Source organism: Microbacterium endophyticum, from assembly GCF_011047135.1.
Classification (GTDB): Bacteria; Actinomycetota; Actinomycetes; order Actinomycetales; family Microbacteriaceae; genus Microbacterium; species Microbacterium endophyticum.
Map to the genome: position 1 here is coordinate 1,936,947 of NZ_CP049255.1, position 22,729 is coordinate 1,959,675.

Here is a 22,729-nt window from a genome sequence, read left to right on the forward strand (position 1 = left end):
TCAAAAGTGATGAGATGGTGGCATGCCTACGATTCCTACGATCACCTTGAACGATGGTTTTGCATTTCCGGAGATTGGGTTCGGTACGTACAAACTCACAGGGGATGCCGGAGTGGATGCCGTTGTCGCGGCGACGGAGGCCGGATACCGGCTTCTCGACACCGCCGTGAACTACAAGAACGAGCGCGTTGTGGGCGAGGCTGTGCGACGAAGCCCGGTCGATCGCTCAGAGCTCATCGTTACGACAAAGATTCCCGGGCGCGATCACGGCTTCGATAGCGCTCTCACAAGCATCGATGGGTCCCGCGAGCGCTTGGGTATCGACGTGATCGATCTTCATCTCATTCACTGGCCCAACCCGAGCGTCGACAAATACGTCGACACCTGGCGTGCCCTCATCGAAGCGCGAGCTCGCGGTTGGGTGCGGAGCATCGGAGTGTCGAACTTCACACCCGCAATGCTCGACAGGCTAAACGACGAGACCGGAGTCGTTCCCGCCATCAACCAGGTGGAGCTTCACCCCTACTTTCCACAAGCGCAGCTGCGGGAGTATCACCGTGCGCACCGCATCCGCACCGAGAGCTGGAGCCCGCTCGCCACGCGCGCGGAGCTTTTGGGCGAGCAGCCCATCGTCGATGCCGCCAAAGCGCACGATGTGACGCCGACGCAGGTCGTGTTGCGCTGGCACGTGCAGCTCGGTTCGACACCTATTCCGAAGTCGGCGACGCCGTCGCGCCAGAGAGAAAACGCCGACATTTTCGGATTCAGTCTCACCGGTGATGAAGTTGACGCGATTTCAGGTCTTGAGCGCGGGCGCATGTGGGGAGGCGACCCTGACTCTCACGAAGAGATGTGAGTCACGAGCCATCCGACGTCACGTTCGCGCTGATCATCCACTCGATTCCGAATTTATCGGTGAGCATTCCGAACCTGCCGCCCCACGGGGGAGTCTCGAACGGCTCGTTGACGGTGCCCTCGGTACTCAGGCCGTTCCAGATATTTTCGAGCTTTGATTCGTCGTCTCCGCTGACTGAAACAGCGAAGCCAGCCGGCGTCGCACCGGCCACGTGGCTCGGTGTGTCGGAAGCCATGAGCGTGAAACCGTCATCGGTGGTCAGCTGTGCATGCATGACGAGGTCTTCGTCTTCGGGAGTTTGCGCAAAATTGAAATCGGAGAAAGTCGTGACCGTGAGTTCACCACCGAAGACAGTGCGGTAGAACTCCATCGCTTCACGCGCTTGATCGCGAAAGTTGATGTAGGGATTGAGGAGCATCGGCGGTCCCGCCCTTTCACAGTGAGTGCTGTCACTGTCACAACGAAAACAGTGTGCTCCTGAGAGCGCCGGTGCACAAGAGCAGGTATAGCGAAACCGAGGCTAGAGTTGGGCTCCGTTGTCGTCGCGATCATAGATACCGACGTTCTGGCCGCGCCACGATTCGTATGCGATGAGCCAGCCGATCGAGAGGACGGCACCTAAGACAAGCCCAATCCACAGATTGCCCAGCGCGAGGCCGATGAGCGCGCCACCCACGATCAGAACGACGGTTCCAAGGATCCACATGGAGCGGCCGCGCGGCCAACCGGTTTTTGAAGCTGCCATGGTCACAGCGTACGCGGTCGGGCTTATCTGGCGCGGTGGTCTTCGGGATGGAGCTTTGGTCCGCGCCGTTGCTCGCGCACGCCGCTTGCTCCGATGAGGCGAATTACCCGCTGGCGCTGACCGCTCCAGGGGGCGAGAAGCTCGAGCATCCCGTCGTCGTCAGTCCGGCTGCCGGCGAGTGCATTGCCTACTTCATGGGCAAGGTGGTAATCGCCCACGCTCACCGCATCGGTATCGCCGAGCGCCCGAATGCGGGTTTCTGCCGACGTCCACGGCCCCACGCCGCGGATACTCGTGAGTACTTGATCGCGCTCCGGCCCGGTGTGCGCGGCTGTAGTGGCTCGTGTCAGTGCGTCGCCTCGTCGGGCAGCTGCAACGACGGTGCGCGATTGAGACGGTTCCAGACCCGCTCGATGCCACGCCCAAGAGGGGATATGGCGCCAACCTTCGATCGTTGGGGGAGCGAACATCGGGTGTGGGGTGGGGCCTGGTGCGCGCTCACCGAACCACGTGAGAATGCGACGCCACGCGCCGAATGCCTGCATCCCGGTGACCTTTTGCTCGAAGATCGCGCACGCGAGAGCGTCGAAGACAATCTCGGTGCGTGCAAGGCGCAACCCAGGATTCTGATGGTGAGCGTCAGCAACGAGCGGATGCAGTGAGGCATCGAAGCCGTCGCTATCATCGTCGGCACCGCAGAGCGCGGGCAACTGCGCAAGCGCCCACCCAGCACCGTTTCCCCAGGCTGCGGCCTTGATGACTCCGGCCCCGGACTCGCGAAGAGCGAGGGTTGCGAGCCCCGCAGGTGTGCGGCTCGCGCGCCACACGACCGGGCCGTCGACCGTCATCGTGGGGTCGCCCCGCCCGCGTCGCAGAAACAGTACGGTTCGCCGGAAATCGAGCGGATGCCGCGGGCGATACTCCGTTTCAAGAGGTGCGCCGTGCGGGGGCCGCGGGTCGCGGTTCATGCGATCACCCTACGACGCACAGCTGACATCGAGTGTTGAGCAGCGGGACCTTAGAAGCGGTCGGGCGACGGCGTGCCGTGACCGTAGCGAATGACGACATCGGCGTGACGGTCGAAACGGTATCCAACGCCGCGAACTGTTCGCACGATGTCCTCGTAGCGACCGAGTTTGGCGCGCAGTCGCCGCACGTGCACATCGATGGTGCGTTCGCCGGGCGCATCGAGGTCACCCTGGCTCCAGAGCGACGACACCAGTTCGGTCCGTTCGATCGTGCGGCCTTCACGCAAAACCAGGTACTGCAGCAGTTCGAACTCTTTAAAGGTGAATGCCGCCGAATTGCCGTCGATCAGAACGCGCTTGCGCGAGATGTCGACGATCACTCCGGTCGTCGCGTCGTCGTCGATCTCTTCCGGCTCGTCTTTGGCGCGCGCCGTCGCAGCTGGTTCATGAAGGGCAAGACGCACCACATCGACATTTCGCCCGCCCGCAGATGCCGGGGCAAGGGCGACCGTCGCGTAGGTTTCAGCATCGGGAGCGAGTTCGCCGAGCGTGCGTCGCAGAGCCTCAACGAGGGTGCCGAGGGAAACGCCGGATGCCGCAGCCTTCACTTCGTCGAAGCCGACGTAGAGAGCGAAGCCACGCGGTGCGGTTCCTGCGGGCAGAGCGCGGGTAGGCGCCGCGGGTGTGTGCGCAGCGGGAGCGGATTCGGAATCCGTCACGACACGGAGGTTCGGACGGGTGGAAGTAGCGGGGCGCTCGAGGAGGGCGGTGTTCGACATGAGTGTGTGTCCTTGCGAAAAGGAACCCGGGCGATGCTGCCAGAAACAGGTTCAAGTGTGTGTCATCTTTCGCGGTCCGGGGTGGGGACCGGGTGCAAGCTCCGTGAGCCGTAGGACTCTCGATGCTCGGGGGCTTAAACGCCTCATTCAGAAGAGGCGCGGATGCCCATCGGGGATTACCGAATCAGCGGCACATTCGACAACACAGGACAGCGCGCACCGGCATCATCATGCCGGTTGTTCCGTTCGCCTCCAGGGCGGACAGGGAACGAGCGAAGTCAGTCATGTCGCGATTATGACCGATCGAGTCGCTGTGAGTCAAATCAATCAGTTTCCTGTGTGGCGCTCGACAAAAACCGTGCATCCTGCTCAACGCGTGAGTAGTTGGCCCGAGGCAGGAAATTCGAGGCGTACCCTGTCCGGGTGACGAACATGACTTTCACGAACGAGCGCGATGAGTCGCGCTACACGCTGAAGCGGGGAGAAGACCTCGTGAGCGTTCTCGACTACCGCGATGATGGCCGCACACTGGCCATGACACGGGCTTACACCATTCCGACATTCCGTGGACAGGGATTCGCCGCTGACATCGTCGAACGCGCGGTAGCCGATGTCGAGGCATCCGGAGATCGGGTCGTAAGCCCGGTGTGCTGGTACGTGGCGGAATGGTTCGAATCGCACCCCGACCGCGCCGGCGTCCTTACTCCTCGCGGAGCGGCCCGAAACTCATAGTCGGGCTATACGCCCCAGTCAAGGGTGCGCGCTCCGCTCTTGAGCCGACCATGCTTGTATTACCGCATTGCGCTGGTTGGTTCTGGCGTGAAGAAATGACAGGAGTCTGCGATGAGCGACAATGACACACCCGCTGTCGATCCAGCCACCGTGCAGGACGAGCCAGTGATGGACATGCACACCGCGACCGACGACGAGAGGATTGACGGAATCGTCGATCAGACTCGTGCCGACGTCGGAGACAAGAGTCTGGAACGCATCGAGGGCGTGCTGCGTCAGCGCTTCGAGCAGAGCGGTATGGAGTTCACCGACGAGCTCCTGGCCGAACTCGCACAGCGCGTCAAAATCTGAAGAGCTTCACGCCACGGCGCGAGGTGCCTCGTTCACGACGGTCGCCAGATCGTCGCCGAATGTGAAGATCGCATTGAGTCCGCTATTCCCGCGTAGTATCCCCGGCAGCCAGCGCGAGGCGTCATCCCACATTCGCTCGAATGGAATGTCGTCGATCGAGTACCACTTCGGCACGATCTCGTCGGTCTCAACCGGTTCGCCGGTCCACGCCGTGCACGTGAAAACGTGGGACCGCTGCGACCACGTCGGCTGTGAAGGAAAGAGGTAGTCGAGCACACCGACCGCAACGAGATCGGATGCTTCGACCAGCAACCCCGTTTCTTCCTGAACCTCACGCACGGCGCCCTCGCGCACGGTTTCACCCCGCTCGATCTTGCCCCCGATCCCGACGATGCGACCGAGTCCAAGGCCTGTGCGCTTGTGACCGAGCAGCACCTCGGTTCCGCTGGTCGCGGTAGGGCGCATCATGTAGACAGCGCACACTTCGGGCAGGTTCATGCAGGCAGGCTACGCCCGGTTTGTTACGGGAGTGTGGCATGGCTCGGGCGCCTGTGGCACGCCTGCTCAGCAATGTCGGTGTCGCCGCATACCGTGGGATGATGCGCATCCTCCACACTTCCGACTGGCATATCGGGCGCACCTTCCACGGGCACTCGACTCTTGCAGCGCTTCGTGGCGTGCTGTTCGAAATGGTGGAGCAGGTGCGAGAGCGGCGCGTTGACGTCGTGATCGTCGCGGGCGACGTGTTCGACTCGGCCGCGCCCGCGGCATCCTGCTACGAACTTTTGACCGAGACACTCGCGGCTCTTGCCGATGCCGGGGCGCGCGTCGTCATGACGAGTGGAAATCATGATTCGGCGGCTCGCCTCGGTTTCCAGTCGCGCCTCCTGAGGCAAGAGATCGCGGTTCGCACCGACCCCGCTTTGATCGATTCCCCCATCACGATCGAAGACGCTGATGGCCCTGTGCAGTTCTATGGCATCCCGTTTCTCGAGCCGGCGCTCGTGCGTCACCTGTGGCCAGATGTCGAGGTGCGCACGCATGAGCGCGCGCTCACCCACGCGATGGATCTCGTTCGTGCTGATCTCGCAAAGCGCGGCGGCCGCTCTATTGCTATTTCGCACTGTTTCACGGCCGGTGTTGAGGCGACGGTCGGTGTTGAGCGCGACATTCAACAGGGCGGCCTCGACGTCGTGCCGCTTTCGGCCTTCGATGGTGTCGACTATGTGGCTCTTGGCCACATCCACGGCCGCCAACAGTTATCACCGAAGGTGCGGTACTCGGGGGCACCGCTGCACTACAGCTTTGGCGAAGGCAACAAACCCCGAGGCTCGTGGCTCATCGATTTGGATGCCGCGGGCGCAACTTCGGTCGAATGGCTTTCCTTGCCCGTCCCCCGGCGCCTGACGACTCTGCGCGCACCGCTCGATGAACTGCTGGAAGGTCCTCGATTCAGCACGGACGAGCAGTCGTGGGTGGCGGCCGAATACACCGACGCGACACCGCAACCAGACACCATGCGTCGGCTGCAGGCGCGTTTCCCGTGGTGCGCGAGTGTCGCTCACGTGCCAGCCGTGACGCGCGAAAAGAGCGAATTGACCTACTCGGGGCGTGTCCGTGCCGCACGAAGCGATCTTGAGCTCATCGATGCGTTTCTCGCTCACGTGCGCGAAGGTGAAGGTGCCTCGACGGCTGAAACCGACATTCTTCGCGACACGCTGGGCGAGCAGGCAGCAGCCGAGGCGAGCAGATGAAGCTTCACCGCCTCGAGCTCGTGGGCTTTGGGCCGTTTCTGTCGCAGCAAGAAGTCGACTTCGACGCGTTCGAAGACGATGGCATCTTTCTCATCACTGGCCGCACGGGGGCAGGAAAATCCAGCATCCTCGACGGGGTGTGTTTTGCTCTCTATGGCGGGGTTCCGCGCTACGAGAATGGTGACAAACGTGTACGCAGCGATCACTGCGCGCCAGAAGACCCGACCAGAGCAACTCTGGAGTTGACGGTCGGTGAGACTCGTTGGCGCGTGAGCCGCATGCCCGAGTTCGACCGGCCCAAAAAGCGCGGCACCGGCACAACGCGTGTGGGGGCGGAGGCTCAACTCGATGAGCTCGTCGACGGCGCATGGATTGGTCGTGCAGCAGGGCCGCGAGACGTGGGGCTCGCGCTGGACGACATTCTCGGACTCACGCAGCAACAGTTTTTGCAGGTCATTCTTCTCGCGCAGGGCAGCTTTTCGCGGTTTCTGCTCGCGAAGAACGACGAGCGGCAGCGGCTGCTTCGCACGCTCTTCGGAACGAAGAGCTACGAGGACTATGAGCGCATTCTGGAGCAGCATCGAAAAGACGCGGAACTGCTGCTGACGCGCGGCGGAGAGCGGCTCGAAGATCTTCTTAACGATGTCGAATCCGTGATCGCGGAACGTCAGCTCCTCCCCATCGTCGAGGCAAGCGAGGCGCTGAGCGCCGAGAGACGAGTTGAGAAAGCGACGCAGGCCGCAGTCGAGGCTGAGAAAAGAGCTGCAGCTCGCGCGGACGAAGTAAAAACGGCGGAGCGCGAACGAGACGCGGCAAGTCGTCACCGGGAGATCCACACCACGCTGCGTGACGCACAAGATAAGCGCGTGCGCGCTGAGCGCATATTGGCGGACCTTGGCGGCCGCTCGTCGGCCACTGAGCTGGCGCGCACCGAACTCGGCGACGCTCTGCGTGCCGAACCGTTGCGCTCTCTTCTCACGCAGGCGCGCGATGCCGAGGAGCGGGTGGTTCTGGCATCCGCTGCCGCGCGTACTGCCGCGGATGCGTGGGCTCATGCCGGTGAGCACCCGGTCGATGAGCGGGCTGCGCGTGAGATCATCGACGCGCTCACAGGCGACATCGCACTCGCGCAAGAGGCCCGCGCCGCCGAGGAGCAGATTCGGGCCACTCTCACTGAGCAAGACGCGCTCCAGAGCCAGCACACCGCTGTCGCGGCGGCAGAGGCGAAGGCGATCGTTCGTCGGGATGCCGCGGCTCAGCGCGTCACCCAGGCCACGGCGATGGCGGGCGAGCTCGTGAAGGTCGCAGCGCTTGAGCCCTCTGCGCGAGCCTCGCGCGGAGAGCTCCGCGACCGACTTGTGGCAGCGCAAGAAGCCCAGCAGCTTCTTGGCGCCGTTGAGGCTGCTGACAGCGATTACGTCGCAGCAAACGCTGTCGCTCAAGAGGCGAGCCGCGCAGTTGGTGAGCTCTTGCAGCGACGCCTACTCGGGGCGGCCGGAGAGCTCGCTGAGAGGCTGAGCGAAAACGAGCCCTGTCCGGTCTGTGGCTCGCTCGTGCACCCCGACCCGGCGCACACGACCGCCGGCGACACCGTGACCGACGACATGGTGACGGCAGCTGAAGAACGACGCACAGAGGCGCACCAGGCTGAGCAGCGTGCCGCCGACATTGCGAAATCTGCTCGTGACGCACACGCCCGAGCGTCTGCGCGCGCGGGTGGTGTGGGCGTCGACGACCTTGCAGTCTCTCTTCAAACGGCCGAGGCCGAACTTATGCGTGTCGAAGAAGCGGTGGCAGCACTTGAGCGTGCGCACAATGAGCGTGAGAGTGCCGAGGTTGAGGGTTCGAAAGCCAGTATCGAACTCGTCGAGCTGCGGGAGGAACGAGTCAACGTTGAGACCGATATCGCTCGTGCGGCTGATCGCCTGGCCACTGCCGCAGCGACTGTCGAGTCTGCGCGAGCGCACTACGAAACTGTTGCTGAACGCCTCGATGCGCTCGTGCTGCGCCGACAACGCGCGAGAGACATTGCGGAGACGACGGCTTTTCTGGCCGAGCAAGAGCGCGCGGCTGGTGGTGCCGTCAGTGAACGCGATGGCGCTCTCGCTGAAGCAGGCTTCGTCTCGGAAGACGCCGCGAGCGCTGCGCTTCGGCCCCGGGCGGAACGTGAACGGCTAGCCGCAACGATTGCTGAGTACGACTCCGTACTGCGCCGCGAAACGGAACGCGTTGTCGAGCTCGACGAGGTTCTCGCCACAGCCGCAGACTTCACTATCGACGTGCCAGCTGCCGAAGCGGCGGAGGCTGCCGCAATCACGCTGTGGACAACGGCTGTTGCCGAGGCCGCAACCGCCACTGAGGTATCGGGTCGGATGAGTACGCTCGCGGCCCGCGCCGTTGCCCTGCACGCTGAGCGCGCCGAGGCAGAAGCTGCGCATGCGGTGATTTCCCGCCTCGCGAACACTGTCGCAGGCCGTGCACCCAACGCGCTCCGGATGACGCTTGAGGCCTTCGTCCTTGCCGCTCAACTCGAAGACATCGTGATCGCCGCGAATCTGCGCTTGCAGACGATGTCATCGGGCCGCTATCGATTGCAGCACACCGATGCTCTCGCGCGTCGGAACGCCGCCTCGGGACTCGGCCTCGAAGTTCTCGATGCGCACACCGGTCAGGCTCGACCGCCGCAGTCGCTGTCGGGCGGTGAAACATTTCTGGCGTCACTGGCGCTCGCGCTCGGCCTCGCCGAAGTGGTTACCGCACAAGCGGGAGGCATCCGTCTTGACACGCTCTTCATCGATGAGGGATTCGGTTCGCTTGATGCGGAGACGCTCGAGACAGCGATGCGAACCCTCGATGAACTGCGAGCCGGAGGACGAACCGTCGGCGTCATCAGCCATGTCGAGGCGATGAAGGAGCAGCTTCCCGCGCAGATCATAGTCACCGCGAGCGCGCAAGGGCCAAGCATGATCAGGCACGCAAGTCATTCCCGGTCGTAGGGTAGGACAGTGAATAAAGGCACTGTGTGGACCATCGTCGGAGTTATCGCCGCAATCGCTATCGCTTGGCTTCTCGTCAACATTCTGTTTTCGGTGTTGGCGATTATCTTCAAGCTCCTCGTTGTAGCGGTCGTTGCGGTGATCGTGTTCTTCTTCTTGCGTGCGGCGTTCGCTCGCGGCGACTCGCGCTCCTAGACACATGGCAAAAAGGACGGATGCCGCGCACCCCGCGACCCAGAACATTCAGCTGACTGACCCGCAAAAATGGCGTGCGTTTGCGGTGTGCGTGACCGTTGCCGCCATCACGATCCTTGACCTTTCCAAGGTCAACGTCGCTCTACCTTCTATCGAGTCTGCACTTGGTGCGGGATCGACAGAGCTGCAGCTGATCGTTTCTGGTTATGTCCTCACGTTCGGACTCTTTCTCGTTCCGATGGGGCGAATCGGCGATCAGCGATCACGGCGCGGCCTTTTCATCATCGGGCTCTCGGTCTTTACTCTCGCCAGTGTGGCGTGTGCTGTCGCACCCGATACGACGACTCTGCTGGTTGCTCGGCTTATCCAGGGCATGGCGGCCGGAACGCAGATGCCGCAGGTTTTGGGCCTCATCCAGCAGCTTTTCCAAGGCAAAGAGCGGGCTCGTGCCTTCGGTTTGTTCGGCGCGACAATCGGTGTCGCGACAGCATTCGGTCCGACAATCGGCGGGCTCCTCATCGCGATCGGCGGCGCTACTGACGGATGGCGTTGGATCTTCTGGATGAATCTCCCGCTCGGACTCATCGCAATCGCACTCGCGATCTGGCTGCTTCCCGCCACTCGAGGTCGATCGCACCGAAAACTCCAGCTCGACCCGGTCGGCGTCGTGCTCTTCGGCATCACTGTCGTTGCTCTGATGCTGCCGTTCCTCTTCACGACGGGCTCGCCAACAGATAACCCCAGTCGCTGGTGGTTCCTGGTGATTTTCGTGCTCTTCGCTGGGGCGTTCTACGCCTGGGAGCGCCGGTACGCCGCGCAGGGACGGGTACCACTCATTCCCTTCAGCCTGTTCCGAATTTCGTCGTATCGAAACGGAACGATGCTGCAGGCGATCTACTTCTCGGCCCTTCCCGCGATGTTCCTGCTCACGACCCTGTTCTTGCAGGGCGGGCTGAAGCTCGAACCGGTCTTCGCTGGCATGGTCTCGATCGGCTTCGCTCTCACGAGCGCCGTTGCCTCATGGCTCGGCGGTAGCCTCGTCACCCGGTATGGCCGCATCGTCGTCGTTTGGGGACTGGCGATCGTTCTCATGTGCGTTGCGGCGCTCGTCGCGACAGCGCTCTTTTCTGCACCAGCGGCGACGGCTTACATCATGGCTGCTGCGCTCTTCTTCGGCGGTATGGGCGGCGGACTTGTCATCTCGCCAAATCAGACGCTGACGCTCGCTGACATCCCGGTGAAGCAGGGCGGGTTGGCGGGCTCGGTCGGTCAGCTCGGGCAGCGCATCGGTACTGCGGTCGGAAGCGCTATCGCGCTCGCACTCTTTTACGCCACGATTTATCGCGAAACCGATTCGGCCGCAGACATCGTCGTCTACCACGATGCATACGGCTACGGCATGATCGCTGTCGCGGTCTGCATTGCTGTTGCGCTCGTGATTGCGGTTGTCGACTTGAGCTCGCGCAGCAAGAAAGAAGCGAAAAGAGCGGGAAAGAAGTCGGTGAAGAGCGCCTAGACGCCGTACTCAACGCGTATGCGCTCGCGCAGCCATCCGCTGCAGCGGGTAACCGTGACGTCCCACAGCTCGGTCGCTCCGTCTTGAGCGCGATCCGAAACCGCCTTGAAGACGCGTATGGGGACCCCGAAGTTCTCGGCGGTCCACATGTAGGCGTAGGTCTCCATGTCGACGAGGCTCGCGCCGAGAGCGCGAATGTGGGTGACGGCATCCGCATCGTCGATGAAACGGTCGCCCGTCGCAATCGTGACCCCATCAACCGATGCCCCGACCCGAGGCGGCAGCGCGACGTGCTGGCCAACGACACCGTCGAGATCTGCGACATCGTGCTGTAGTGCCGAGACGACTTCGTAGACGGATGCCTCAAGCTCTGGGTCAAGGGCCCCGGCGGTGCCGACGACCACGATTTCTTCGTACGTTTGCGCACTGAGAGCCTTCGTGAGGCCCACCGCCGCCTGCAACTTTCCGAGTCCCGTCACCAGCATGTCGAAACCCTCGATGGGCTCGCTGAACGCGACCATTTCGACATCCATCGCCGCAACCAGCAGCCTCACGTCAGCTGCCTCCGCTGAGGATGCCGATGACGCCGGACGCCACCATGTAGACGCCGACGGCGCCAACGACGACCCAGATGCCGATGCGCGCTGGCGATGGTGATTTGGGATCTCGCCCGGGAGTTGTCATCCCGCGATCCTACCGTTGTCTGCTACGCGGCCGACGGTGTCCACGATGAGACAGCATCGAGGTCGCTGATGTCCTCGGGTGTGAGATCGATTGTCGTGCTGGCCAACAGGTCGGCGACCTGCGAGGGTCGTGAGGCGCTCGCGATGGGGGCCGCGACAGTCGGCTGTGCGCGAAGCCAGGCCAGCGCGATCGTCGCTATCGACGCATCGTGAGCGTTGCCGATCCGCTCGAGTGTGTCGATCACCTTGAGGCCCTGTCGGGTGATGTATTTCGATGACGACCGACCGCGGGGGGTCTCATCAGCGGTTTTGGGATCACGGAACTTTCCCGTGAGAAATCCGGAGGCGAGCCCGTAGTAAGGCACGAGGCTCATTCCGTACTCTTCGGCGATCGGAATGATCGACTCTTCTACCTCATTGCGGTGCACGAGATTGTAGTGAGGCTGAATAGCGACCGGACGTGCGGCGCCGGTCAATTGCGCGAGAGTGATCCACTCGCGGATGCGCTCTGGAGACATGTTGGAGATCGCGATGTTCTGCGCGAGACCATCGGTAACCAGGGCTCCGAATGCCTCGACGATCTCTGCCATCGGAACTTCAGGGTCGTCGAAGTGCGCGTAGTACAGGTCGATTGTGTCGACACCGAGCCGAGTCAATGAGGCTTCTGCAGCCGCACGTATGTTGGCCGCGGAGAGCCCTCTGAACTCAGGGTGGGTTCCTACCTTTGTGGCGACAACGACATCCTTCGGCGTGCGGCTACGCAGCCAGTCGCCGATGATTTTCTCGCTTTCGCCACCGGTGTGCCCGGGCGCCCACGCGCTGTAGCCGTCTGCGGTGTCGATGAAAGTGCCGCCGCCGGCGTGAAACTCATCGAGCACGGCAAATGATGTGTCGCGATCTGCTGTCCATCCGAAGACGTTCCCGCCGAGGCAGAGCGGAAGAACATCGAGGGTGCTGTCACCGATACGCGTCATTCCTCCATTATCGATCCGTCACGACGTCGGGGGCTCGGCACCGGACTTTTGACACGGCGCCGATGGCAACGCGGCGGCGAGGAAAGGAGGATGCTGGGACCACGCGGTGTATTCGGCGAACCCGACATCGCGCAGCACGACAGTCGTTACCCAGAAGGGATTACTGATGGAAACCGTACTTCTCGATACCCCCAGCGGAATTGACGCGCGTCTTGCGTGGGACCCGCGAGTGAGCGAGCACGATCGTCGGCGAGTTCTCTCGCGCGAGCTCGTGTCGGAGCGGTTAGGCATCGATGCGAAAACCGTGCGCGTCGAGCGGGAGGCCCCCACAGTTTTCGGTCATCACACGCAACTGTTCGCTGAGCTCGATGGGGCGGAACTTCCCCTTCAGATTCGTACGACGTCTTTTCGTGCAGCGACAATCGTTGCGGTGGCCGATCCGGGTATCACTATCGGTATCGACCTGCGTGACTCGCATCTCGACAAGCTCGAGGCTCAAGAGATGCATCGCCACTCGCACCTCTGGGATGGTTCAAGCGAGGCTGATTTCTTGCGGCACTGGGTGCACGTGAAGGCCGTGATCGCTGCCGATGGCCGCGGGACGCGCGTGCGGCCCGAGGCGGTTCGCCTCGATACGGGCCTCAATCGCGGCTGGATTCCGGATCGTCCCGCGCGTTACAACATTGCTGATGTCTCGCGAAACGGCTTTCTCATCACAATCGCCTACGCGCAGCCAGCTGCCTGACGAAGCTCAGCGATCGAGCGCGGCATCCAATTCTTCCAGCCATACGCGTGGATTGCCGTCTGAGGGTGCCCGCCAGTCGCCGCGCGGTGAGAGCGAACCCGCGGGCGAGACTTTGGGCCCGTTGGGAAGAGCACTGCGTTTGAACTGCGCAAAGCCGAAGTAACGACGAAGGAATACTCGCAACCAGGCGACGATCTCGGAGCGGTCGTACGCGACATACTCGTCGTCGGGAAAACCCGGAGGCCAGGAGCCGGTTGCTGAATCAGCCCAGGCATGTTCGGCGAGGAATGCGATCTTGGACGGACGGAATCCATAGCGCAGCACGTGAAAAAGCGTGAAGTCGTGCAGTGCATACGGACCAATCCTGTCTTCGGTCGATTGCACGTTGCCGTCCGCGTCGGCGGGCACGAGCTCTGGGCTGATCTCGGTATCGAGTACCGACTGCAAAACAGCCACGGCATCGTCGCTGAGGTCGGATGCGCCATCGGTGCCGCCCCGGTGAGCGATAACCCACCGGATGATGTGCTGGATCAACGTCTTCGGGACGCCGGTGTTCACGGAGTAGTGGCTCATGTGGTCACCGACGCCGTACGTGGCCCACCCGAGCGCGAGCTCTGACAGGTCTGATGTGCCGATGACGATGCCACCGTTGCGGTTGGCGAGCCGAAAGAGAAAATCGGTGCGGATGCCGGCTTGCACATTTTCGAATGTCACGTCGTAGACCGGCTCGCCCGTGGCCGCGGGGTGGCCGATGCCCCGCAGAATCTCGGTTGCGGCGGGGCGAATATCAATCGTCTCGATCGTGGCCCCGACTGCTTCAGCCAACGCGATCGCGTTCGAGCGAGTGTGATCGCTCGTGGCAAATCCCGGCATCGTGTACGCGAGGATGTCACTTCGCTCTCGCCCCATGCGGTCCATTGCGCGCGCGACGACGAGGAGCGCGTGCGTGGAGTCGAGACCGCCGCTCACGCCGATGACGGGTTTGGGGTTTCCGATCGCCTGCAGGCGCTGTACGAGGCCCGAGACCTGAATATTGAAGGCCTCGTAGCAGTCCTGGGCGAGACGCGCCGGGTCGCTCGGCACGAACGGGAATCGCGCGACGTCGCGTCGAAGTCCGATGTCTTTCGTGGGCGGGCGGAGTTCAAAAGAGATTGTGCGCACGAGGGGGTCGACGCTCCGGCGATTGTCGTCGAACGTGCCTTGGCGTAAGCGATCCTGGCGAAGGCGATCGAGGTCGACATCGGCGATGCTCGTGCGGGGGCCATCGGGGAACCGCTCGGTCTCAGCGAGGAGGGTGCCGCCCTCGTAGATCATCGTTTGGCCATCCCACGAGACGTCGTTGGTCGATTCTCCAGAGCCCGCGGCAGCGTAGACATAGGCGGCGAGGCACCGCAGCGACTGGGCTTGCACGAGTTGGCGGCGGTCTTCTGCCCGCGCGATGGTGATCGGGCTGCCCGAAAGATTAGCGAGGATCGTTGCGCCGCCGAGAGCTGCGGTCGAGGATGGCGGAACCGGTACCCACATGTCTTCGCACACTTCGGCGTGCACGCTGAGCCCCGGCACATCGAGCGCTTCGAAGACGAGGTCAGATCCGAACGGCACATCGAACCCACCGATCCGGATGAAGTCACTTGCGCTTTCATCACCCGCGGCATACCAGCGGCGTTCGTAGAATTCGCGATAGGTCGGCAGGTACGACTTGGGAGCGACACCGAGAATCTCACCACGATGAATGACGACAGCACAGTTCGAAAGTCGGTTTCCGGTGCGAAGCGGAGCGCCGACGATCAGCATCGGCATCAACTCTTCTGAGGCGGTGACGATCGTGAGCAGCGCGTCTTCGACAGCGTCGAGCACGGCATCCTGCAACACGAGGTCATCGATCGCGTAGCCGCTGAGGCACAGCTCGGGGAACACCGCCACGGCTACCGATTGATCATGCAATGACTGGGCCTGAACCAGCACGGTGCGGGCGTTGGTCGCCGGGTCTGCGACGGCGATCGGGATCGTGCTGGCCGCGACGCGCGCGAAACCGTGGCGGTAGGCGCTTTCGAACGGCAGTTTCTGGCTCACTCGACCAGTGTGCCAGGTCGGGGCGATGTCGGCGGGGCTGGTTAGGGTCGAAGAAGCGAAAGGGAGCTATGCGTTACATCGAGCAGGAACGGCGGATCGTCTGGAGCGCGAGCGACCTCAAGGCGTCAGCCGAATGCGAGTTCGCATGGCTGCGGGCGATCGACGCCAAGCTTCAGCGCGTTTCGCGCGTCGAGGATCCCGAAGATGCGACGCTGGCACGCGCCGCTCGTCTTGGAACGCTTCACGAACGGCGCGTGCTCGAAAACTACCGCGACTCGCACGGTGCGGGTGTCGTCGAGATCCCAGAGACGCGCTCGACGGATGCCGCTGGCCTCGCCGCCGCAGCAGAAGCTACGCGGGTAGCGCTCGCCGACCCCGCCGCGAGAGTGCTGTATCAGGCCGCGTTTTCGACACCCGACTTCGTGGGCTTTGCCGACTTCCTCGTGCGCGATGACGACGACCGCTGGGTCGTGCAAGACACGAAGCTTGCCCGGCAGGCGCGAGTCACGGCTCTCATGCAGCTCGCGGCCTATGTCGATCAGCTCGACGCCCTGGGTGTGCCACGTGCCGACCGCGTGGAACTGCTGCTCGGAGACGGGAGCGTCAGCGAGCACGAGGCATCCGATCTGCTCCCGATGTTTTCGCTGCGCCGTGCACGCCTACGGGCCCTGGTCGCAGACCGCGACCTGCCAGCGGGCGCCGCAGGCGAGCCCATCGCGTGGGGCGACTCGCGCGGCACGCTCGGTGTTGTCTCGTGCGGACGCTGCGCAACCTGCGATGTCGAAGTCACCGCACACCGTGACCTGCTGTTGGTCGCTGGCATGCGTCCCGTGCAGCGTGAGCGGCTGCGGGCCACCGGCATCGAGACCATCGATCAGCTGGCAGCGGCTGAACACCCGCCGAACGGCATGAGTCCAGACACATTCAGTGGCCTTGTCACTCAAGCTCGCCTGCAACTCGCCTCGCCCGCCGGTGTGCCCGATCCTGCCGCTGAGAACGCGTCGTCAACTGTCGTGCCGACGTACGAGGTCGTGTTTCCGCGCGGACTCGGGGCGCTCCCGCGCCCGGACCATGGTGATCTCTTCTTCGATTTCGAGGGAGATCCGCTCTACACCGAGCACCCAACCGCCGAGAACGCCACACTCTGGGGCATCGACTACCTCTTCGGGTGGGTCGATACTCGCGAGCGCTACACGGCACTGTGGGCGCACTCCTTCGACGAAGAAAAGCGCGCCCTCGAGACGTTCCTCGACCTGATCGAGATCCGGCGGGCCGAATACCCGGCCATGCACATCTATCACTACGCACCCTACGAACCGACGCATTTATTGCAGATGGCAGCCCGCTACGGGGTGCGCGAAGCCGACGTTGACAAGCTACTGCGCGATGGCGTCTTCGTCGATCTCTATCCCATTGTCAAAAGGTCGGTGCGGGTCGGATCGCGCTCGTACTCCATCAAAAAGCTCGAGCCGCTCTACATGGGCGAAGAGGTGCGCGAGAGCACAGTGCAGCGTGGCGACGATTCGATCGTCAAATATGTCGAAGCTCGGGTGCTGTCAGAAAACGGTGATGACGAAGGCTCGCGCGAGATTCTGGACGATCTCGCCGACTACAACCGCTACGACTGTGTGTCCACCCGAAGGCTCCGCGACTGGCTGGTCGAGCGCGCGCGCGAGGCTGGACTGCAGCCTTCTGTCGATATCGAACCGACGGATGCCTTTTACGAACCGTCCCCGCGAGCACTCGCCCTGACGGCGCGGGCCGACGCACTCTTGGCCAGTGCGCTCCCGGCTGATGTCGAAGCCGACGTTGCCGCCCTCCGGTTGGGGTCCGCGGCGATCGACTACTACCCGCGGGAGGCGAAGACATTCTGGGCGACCCATTTTCTGCGGTTGCGAGAGCCGGTGTCGGTGTGGGAAGACACCCGTGACGTCGTCGTTCTCGACTCGACCAGATGTGTGATTCGGCGAGACTGGCACCGTGGTGACGGCCAGCGTGCCGAGCGACGCATTCTCGAACTTCATGGCGAACCCGCGCCGGGCACGCGGCTGAGCGAAGGATCGAATCCGTCGGTCGCATACGCCATGCCAGCACCCTTTCCCGTGCACGCCTCGCCCCGGTGGGTGCATGTTGATCACCGCGTGAAGATTCTCGAGGTCCTCGACGATGGCGCCGTCGTCGAGGAGATCGCTATCGATGGGTTCACCTGGAGCGAGCTTCCACTTGCGATCACTCCGGCCTCCCCACCGCCGGCGGGTAATCAGCAGAAGGCAATCGATGAGTGGGCAGATCGTCTGATCGACGCGGCACCGGGTTTCCCGGAGGACGCGGCAACCGACATCCTGCGCCGCGTGCCGCCACGAACGCGCTCGGGGAGTCTCGCTCCGGTCGACACGGACGACGTTTCGGCAATTGTGCGGAGCATCCTGGATCTTGATCACAGTTACCTCGCTGTGCAGGGGCCTCCCGGAACCGGTAAGACATACGTCGGCGCGCATGTCATCGCGGAACTCATCGCCACGCACCGCTACCGCATCGGTGTTGTGGCCCAGTCGCACGCTGTCGTCGAGCACATGCTCGATCGGATCGTGGCCGCGGGCGTGCCGCCGCACCTGGTCGGTAAAGCCCTGAAGGACCCCGCACAGTCGGTGACTTTCACACCGATCGCGAAGAACGGCGTGGCGGCTTTCGCTGCTGAGCGTGAATCGAGCGGATACGTCATTGGCGGAACAGCATGGGATCTCGCCCACCCGGCACGCGTGTCGCGCGGCTCGCTTGACCTACTGGTCATCGACGAAGCGGGTCAGTTCTCGCTCGCATCGACGATCGCTGTTTCGGTCTCAGCGGCACGTTTGCTGCTGTTGGGTGATCCGCAGCAGCTCCCGCAAGTGAGCCAGGGCACGCACCCGCAGCCCGTCGACACCTCGGCACTTGGCTGGGTCATGGCGGGCGAAGCAGTCATCGCCCCCGACCGTGGCTACTTTCTCGCGCACACCTGGCGAATGCATCCGGATGTCTCAGCCGTTGTTTCACAGCTGTCGTACGCCGGCAAACTGGCAGCGCACGCACTGACGGCGCAGCGCTCGTTGGCCGGTGTCTCGCCGGGGCTTCACCCCATTGCGGTCTCGCACGCCGGAAATGCGACTCAGTCGCCGCAAGAAGCGGCTGAGGTCGTGCGGCTCGTCGGCGATCTGCTCGGCCGTCAGTGGGCAGACAGTGCGGTTGTGGACGGCGAGATCGTTGCTGTCGCCCCGAGAGAGCTTGCGGAGCGCGACATCATCGTTGTCACGCCTTACAACGCGCAGCAGGTCTTGGTTGAAGAGGCACTTGCTGCTGCGGGATTCGCGAAAGTGCGCGTGGGTACCGTTGATAAGTTTCAGGGCCAGGAGGCAGTCGTATCTATCGTCTCGCTCGCTGCATCCAGCGGTCGGGATGCCCCGCGCGGCCTTGAGTTTCTGCTGCTGCAGAACCGCCTCAATGTCGCGATTTCGCGGGCTCAACACGCGGCATACCTGGTCTACTCACCGGGAGTTCTCGATGATTTCCCCCGCACCCCTGACGGGGTGACCCGGCTGAGCGGCTTCGCGCGTCTCGTGGGTGCTGACGACCCGCGTTGACGCGCAGAGAGCCTAAACGGTGCCGTAGAGGCGGTCGCCCGCGTCGCCGAGCCCGGGCACGATGTAGCCCTTCTCGTTGAGTCGCTCGTCGAGGGAACCTAGAACGAGAGTGACATCGCGCCCGGCAACCTGCTTCTCGATAGCTGCGACGCCCTCGGGCGCTCCGAGCAGGCAGATCGCTGTGACTTCTTGTGCGCCGCGCTTGAAGAGGAACTCGATTGCGGCACCGAGTGAGCCACCCGTCGCGAGCATCGGGTCGAGGACGAAGCACTGCCGATCGCTCAGGTCATCGGGAAGGCGCTCCGCATACGTTGTCGGCTCGAACGTCTCTTCATCTCGCACCATGCCGAGAAACCCGACCTCTGCTGTCGGTACGAGCTTGACCATGCCCTCGAGCATGCCGAGGCCCGCGCGGAGAATCGGCACGACCAGCGGCCGTGGGGTGCTCAGAGCGACACCGGTTGTCTTCACGACGGGCGTCTCGATCTCGATGGGCTCAACGCGCACGGAGCGAGTTGCCTCGTAGGCGAGAAGCGTCACAAGCTCTTCGGTCAGCTGCCGAAAGACGGGTGATGGGGTGCGCTTGTCGCGCAACACCGTGAGCTTGTGGGTGATGAGGGGGTGATCGGCGATGTGCAAGCGCATGTTTCCAGGTTAGAGCACGGCATACGCTGGAACCGTGACGATTGCCGCTCCCGCTGAAGACCGCGCCGCAATGAAGCGTGCGTTGGCGCTCGCCGAACAAGCGGCAGTCGCGGGCGATGTGCCGGTAGGTGCGGTCGTGATGGATGCCTCCGGCTGCATCATCGGTGAGGGCCGCAACGAACGTGAGGCCACCGGCGACCCCACCGCTCACGCTGAGATCGTTGCGCTCCGGCGTGCAGCGGAACAGCTCGGCACGTGGAACCTCGAAGGGTGCACGCTCGTCGTGACGCTCGAGCCGTGCGTGATGTGCGCCGGTGCTGTGCTCCAGTCCCGAGTGTCACGACTCGTGTTCGGGGCGTGGGACGACAAGGCTGGCGCCGCAGGTTCGGTCTACGACGTCGTTCGCGACCGACGGCTACCGGTGCGGGCCGAAGTTATTGCCGGCGTCGGCGAGGCCGAGGCATCCGCTCTGCTTCGCGCGTTCTTCACCCCGAAGCGGTAGGCACTTTTTCAGTGGCCCTCGCCGAGGTTTCCGCTGAGTCGGTCGTGGAACGCAGACGTTGAGTCGTTCATGCCCTCGATGACGACCCGTTTGCCGTGGTGTTCGTACTTCGTGACGACAGCGTCGAGGGCGGCGACCGTTGAGGCATCCCAAATGTGTGAGCCCGACATGTCGATCACGACACGTTCGGGATCTTCCGCGTATGCGAACTGGGTCGTGAGGTCGTTGCTGGAGGCGAAAAACAGTTCACCTTTGACCGTGTACACGGCGGTGGGAACATTCTCGTCCTGCGGCAGCGTCCGGGTCACCGAGACCAGGTGAGCGACACGTCGAGCGAACAGCACCATCGCGGCGAGGACACCGAGCGCGACGCCGATAGCAAGGTTGTGGGTCCACACTGTTGCGGCGACGGTGATCACCATGACGATCGTCTCGCTGATCGGCATCCGGCGGAGAGTCGCGGGGCGGACGCTGTGCCAATTGAACGTGCCCACCGACACGACGATCATCACCGCCACGAGGGCGGCCATGGGAATGATTGCTACGACGTCGCCGAGAGCGAGCACCAGTACGAGCAGAAACACTCCGGCGAGGAAGGTGGAAATTCGGGTACGCGCACCCGACGCCTTCACATTGATCATGGTCTGGCCGATCATCGCGCAGCCACCCATGCCACCGAACGCGCCGGACAGGATGTTGGCTGCGCCCTGCCCGAAAGCCTCGCGGGTCTTGCGGGAGTGCGTGTCGGTGAGGTCATCGACCAGCTTCGCCGTCATGAGTGACTCGAGAAGGCCGACCGCCGCCATCGCGAGCGCATAGGGCGCGATGATGCGAAGAGTTTCCCAGGTGAAGGGCACGTTCGGGATAAACAGGCTTGGAAGGCTGTCGGGTAGCTCGCCCTGGCTGCCGACGTTCGGAACGTTGATTCCGAGCACAACCACGGCACCTGTCAGCAGCACGATGGCGACGAGCGGCGCCGGTACGACCTTCGTGAATCGTGGCATCACGTACATCACGAGCAGCCCGACGACAACGAGGGGGTAGACGAGCCAGGGCACGCCGATGAGCTGTGGGACTTGCGACGAGAAGATCAGGATTGCAAGTGCGTTGACGAAGCCGACCATGACAGATCGGGGAATGAAGCGCATGAGTTTCGCGACGCCGAGGAGTGCGAGCACGATCTGAATGAGGCCACCCAAAAGCACGGTCGCAATCAGATAGTCCATGCCGTAGTTCGCGACAACCGGCGCGATCACGAGCGCCACGGCGCCGGTGGCTGCCGTGATCATTGCAGGTCGACCGCCAAGGAACGAGATGGCTACCGCCATGACGAACGACGAGAAGAGACCCACACGTGGGTCGACGCCCGCGATGATCGAGAACGCGATGGCTTCCGGAATCAGTGCCAGGGCCACGACAAGGCCCGCGAGCACTTCTCTTGTCAGTAGTCGGGGGCTCTTCAGTGCTTGAAACACCGTCGGCTCGATGCGATAGCGCAGCGCACTATCCGGGGCTGGGGTGATGGCAGTCATGACGCTCCAAGAACATGGCCAGGTGCTGTGGCCAATTTGTGCGCTGCGTCGATCGTTTCGACAGGGGAAGGAATCCGCTCGCGCGATGCCCGAGTCTACCCACCGCTCGCCTTGATCGGTTCCGGGGCTACCTGGGGAGCGCGGGGAGAACCTCGCCACCGAGGTACGCGACCTGGTCGAGGTCGCGCATGTCCATCAGCTGAAAATAGACCCGCTGAGCGCCCAGATCGCGAAGACGCTCTACCTTCGCGGTGATCTCATCGACGCCGCCGACGATGTTGACATCGCCCCGAAACTCGGTGAGGTCTTGGCCGACCGCCGCAGCGCGACGTTCGATGTCGGTCTCAGATCCACCGGCAAGAGTCGGCAACGCGACGGAGAGTTTGAGATATCTTGGATCGCGGCCGATACGCTCACACGCGGCACGAACACCCGCGAATTTCTCGGCAATGACAGGTTCAGACGCAAAACCGATGTTGAACTCTGTGGCAAACCGCGCAGCGATAGCGGGCGTGCGTGACTTTCCGCCGCCGCCAACGATGATGGGCACGCGCTGTTGCGCGGGCTTCGGCAGTGCCGGTGAATCGGTCAGCGCATAGTGCGCACCCTCGAAGGTGTACTTCTCGCCGACCGGGGTTTCCCAGAGCCCCGTGATCACTTCGAGCTGCTCTTCAAGAAGCGCGAAGCGACGTTCCGGAAACGGGATGCCGTAGGCCCGGTGCTCCGCCTCGAACCATCCGGTGCCGAGCCCCATCTCGATGCGCCCTCCCGACATTGCATCGACCTGCGCGACCTGTACTGCGAACACGCCGGGCGTTCGATATGTCACCGATGACACGAGTGTGCCGAGGCGAATGCGAGAGGTTTCTCGTGCGAGACCCGCAAGGGTTGTCCAGGCATCCGTCGGACCCGGCAGTGGAGAGCCCGGAGCCATGCGCATGTAGTGGTCGGAGCGGAAGAATCCGTCGAAACCGTGCGCTTCGGTTGCCTGCGCGAAGGCGAGCTGGTCATCGTAGGAGAACCCCTCTTGAGGCTCGACGAAAAGGCAGTACTCCATGGGGGCTCC

Annotated in this window: 22 protein-coding genes; 10 read left to right on the forward strand and 12 right to left on the reverse strand. The window is 63.1% G+C overall.

Annotated elements, in window-relative coordinates; genetic code table 11:
• Positions 1 to 22 precede the first annotated feature (22 nt).
• Positions 23 to 856: an aldo/keto reductase gene (locus tag G6N83_RS09030; protein WP_165141348.1), complete on the forward strand. Its 834-nt coding sequence runs from the start codon at positions 23 to 25 to the stop codon at positions 854 to 856.
• A gap of 1 nt (position 857) precedes the next feature.
• On the opposite strand, the gene G6N83_RS09035 is transcribed toward G6N83_RS09030, so the two are convergent.
• The 4 genes from G6N83_RS09035 to G6N83_RS09050 form a co-directional block, all read right to left on the reverse strand.
• On the reverse strand, positions 858 to 1,274 hold the full coding sequence (locus tag G6N83_RS09035; protein ID WP_165141350.1) for a VOC family protein: 417 nt from the start codon (positions 1,272 to 1,274) through the stop codon (positions 858 to 860).
• A gap of 102 nt (positions 1,275 to 1,376) precedes the next feature.
• Complete coding sequence (locus G6N83_RS09040; RefSeq protein ID WP_165141352.1) at positions 1,377 to 1,601, reverse strand: hypothetical protein; 225 nt, start codon at positions 1,599 to 1,601, stop codon at positions 1,377 to 1,379.
• Between the two features lie 23 nt (positions 1,602 to 1,624).
• Positions 1,625 to 2,569 carry a DNA-3-methyladenine glycosylase family protein gene (locus tag G6N83_RS09045; RefSeq protein ID WP_165141354.1) on the reverse strand — a complete coding sequence of 315 codons (945 nt, stop codon included), beginning with the start codon at positions 2,567 to 2,569 and terminating at the stop codon, positions 1,625 to 1,627.
• A 50-nt stretch (positions 2,570 to 2,619) separates the two neighbouring features.
• Positions 2,620 to 3,348 (reverse strand): winged helix-turn-helix domain-containing protein, encoded by a 729-nt coding sequence (locus G6N83_RS09050; protein ID WP_165141356.1) that lies wholly within the window; start codon positions 3,346 to 3,348, stop codon positions 2,620 to 2,622.
• 432 nt (positions 3,349 to 3,780) lie between these two features.
• On the opposite strand from G6N83_RS09050, the gene G6N83_RS09055 reads away from it, so the two are divergent.
• A complete protein-coding gene (locus G6N83_RS09055) occupies positions 3,781 to 4,080 on the forward strand; it encodes a GNAT family N-acetyltransferase (RefSeq protein WP_165143344.1) in 300 nt (99 codons plus the stop codon).
• 111 nt (positions 4,081 to 4,191) lie between these two features.
• Entirely contained in the window at positions 4,192 to 4,431 is a 240-nt protein-coding gene (locus tag G6N83_RS09060; RefSeq protein WP_165141358.1) for a hypothetical protein, read from the forward strand.
• Positions 4,432 to 4,437: 6 nt separating this feature from the next.
• On the opposite strand, the gene G6N83_RS09065 is transcribed toward G6N83_RS09060, so the two are convergent.
• Positions 4,438 to 4,929: an 8-oxo-dGTP diphosphatase gene (locus G6N83_RS09065; RefSeq protein ID WP_165141360.1), complete on the reverse strand. Its 492-nt coding sequence runs from the start codon at positions 4,927 to 4,929 to the stop codon at positions 4,438 to 4,440.
• A 101-nt stretch (positions 4,930 to 5,030) separates the two neighbouring features.
• Between G6N83_RS09065 and G6N83_RS09070 the strand changes: the two genes are divergently transcribed.
• From G6N83_RS09070 to G6N83_RS09085, 4 genes are read left to right on the forward strand one after another with little or no spacing between them, the layout of a single operon-like run.
• The gene (locus G6N83_RS09070) at positions 5,031 to 6,185 is read left to right on the forward strand and encodes an exonuclease SbcCD subunit D (RefSeq protein ID WP_165143346.1); all 1,155 of its coding nucleotides are present in this window, start codon (positions 5,031 to 5,033) and stop codon (positions 6,183 to 6,185) included.
• Entirely contained in the window at positions 6,182 to 9,181 is a 3,000-nt protein-coding gene (locus G6N83_RS09075) for an AAA family ATPase (protein ID WP_165141362.1), read from the forward strand. Before G6N83_RS09070 ends, G6N83_RS09075 begins: the two co-directional genes overlap by 4 nt.
• Before the next feature lie 9 nt (positions 9,182 to 9,190).
• Positions 9,191 to 9,376 carry a hypothetical protein gene (locus G6N83_RS09080; protein WP_165141364.1) on the forward strand — a complete coding sequence of 62 codons (186 nt, stop codon included), beginning with the start codon at positions 9,191 to 9,193 and terminating at the stop codon, positions 9,374 to 9,376.
• A 4-nt stretch (positions 9,377 to 9,380) separates the two neighbouring features.
• The gene (locus tag G6N83_RS09085) at positions 9,381 to 10,892 is read left to right on the forward strand and encodes an MFS transporter (protein ID WP_165141366.1); all 1,512 of its coding nucleotides are present in this window, start codon (positions 9,381 to 9,383) and stop codon (positions 10,890 to 10,892) included.
• Here G6N83_RS09085 and G6N83_RS09090 read toward each other — a convergent pair.
• From G6N83_RS09090 to G6N83_RS09095, 3 genes are read right to left on the reverse strand one after another with little or no spacing between them, the layout of a single operon-like run.
• Positions 10,889 to 11,446 carry a phosphorylase family protein gene (locus G6N83_RS09090; RefSeq protein WP_165141368.1) on the reverse strand — a complete coding sequence of 186 codons (558 nt, stop codon included), beginning with the start codon at positions 11,444 to 11,446 and terminating at the stop codon, positions 10,889 to 10,891. The two genes, G6N83_RS09085 and G6N83_RS09090, sit on opposite strands and share 4 nt — an antisense overlap.
• 1 nt (position 11,447) lies before the next feature.
• Positions 11,448 to 11,576: a hypothetical protein gene (locus G6N83_RS13930; protein WP_260149088.1), complete on the reverse strand. Its 129-nt coding sequence runs from the start codon at positions 11,574 to 11,576 to the stop codon at positions 11,448 to 11,450.
• Positions 11,577 to 11,598: 22 nt separating this feature from the next.
• Positions 11,599 to 12,549 (reverse strand): aldo/keto reductase, encoded by a 951-nt coding sequence (locus G6N83_RS09095; protein WP_165141370.1) that lies wholly within the window; start codon positions 12,547 to 12,549, stop codon positions 11,599 to 11,601.
• 166 nt (positions 12,550 to 12,715) lie between these two features.
• On the opposite strand from G6N83_RS09095, the gene G6N83_RS09100 reads away from it, so the two are divergent.
• On the forward strand, positions 12,716 to 13,294 hold the full coding sequence (locus G6N83_RS09100) for a hypothetical protein (protein WP_165141372.1): 579 nt from the start codon (positions 12,716 to 12,718) through the stop codon (positions 13,292 to 13,294).
• A 6-nt stretch (positions 13,295 to 13,300) separates the two neighbouring features.
• Here G6N83_RS09100 and G6N83_RS09105 read toward each other — a convergent pair whose 3' ends face one another.
• On the reverse strand, positions 13,301 to 15,367 hold the full coding sequence (locus G6N83_RS09105) for an NAD(+) synthase (RefSeq protein ID WP_165141374.1): 2,067 nt from the start codon (positions 15,365 to 15,367) through the stop codon (positions 13,301 to 13,303).
• A gap of 68 nt (positions 15,368 to 15,435) precedes the next feature.
• On the opposite strand from G6N83_RS09105, the gene G6N83_RS09110 reads away from it, so the two are divergent.
• Complete coding sequence (locus G6N83_RS09110; protein ID WP_165141376.1) at positions 15,436 to 18,984, forward strand: TM0106 family RecB-like putative nuclease; 3,549 nt, start codon at positions 15,436 to 15,438, stop codon at positions 18,982 to 18,984.
• A gap of 12 nt (positions 18,985 to 18,996) precedes the next feature.
• On the opposite strand, the gene upp is transcribed toward G6N83_RS09110, so the two are convergent.
• The gene (gene upp, locus G6N83_RS09115) at positions 18,997 to 19,629 is read right to left on the reverse strand and encodes a uracil phosphoribosyltransferase (RefSeq protein ID WP_165141378.1); all 633 of its coding nucleotides are present in this window, start codon (positions 19,627 to 19,629) and stop codon (positions 18,997 to 18,999) included.
• A 70-nt stretch (positions 19,630 to 19,699) separates the two neighbouring features.
• On the opposite strand from upp, the gene G6N83_RS09120 reads away from it, so the two are divergent.
• Positions 19,700 to 20,131, forward strand: a complete 432-nt coding sequence (locus G6N83_RS09120) for a nucleoside deaminase (RefSeq protein WP_165143348.1) — start codon at positions 19,700 to 19,702, stop codon at positions 20,129 to 20,131.
• A gap of 8 nt (positions 20,132 to 20,139) precedes the next feature.
• Here G6N83_RS09120 and G6N83_RS09125 read toward each other — a convergent pair whose 3' ends face one another.
• On the reverse strand, positions 20,140 to 21,663 hold the full coding sequence (locus G6N83_RS09125; RefSeq protein ID WP_165141380.1) for a SulP family inorganic anion transporter: 1,524 nt from the start codon (positions 21,661 to 21,663) through the stop codon (positions 20,140 to 20,142).
• Between the two features lie 127 nt (positions 21,664 to 21,790).
• Positions 21,791 to 22,720, reverse strand: a complete 930-nt coding sequence (locus tag G6N83_RS09130; protein ID WP_165141382.1) for an LLM class F420-dependent oxidoreductase — start codon at positions 22,718 to 22,720, stop codon at positions 21,791 to 21,793.
• Positions 22,721 to 22,729 lie beyond the last annotated feature (9 nt).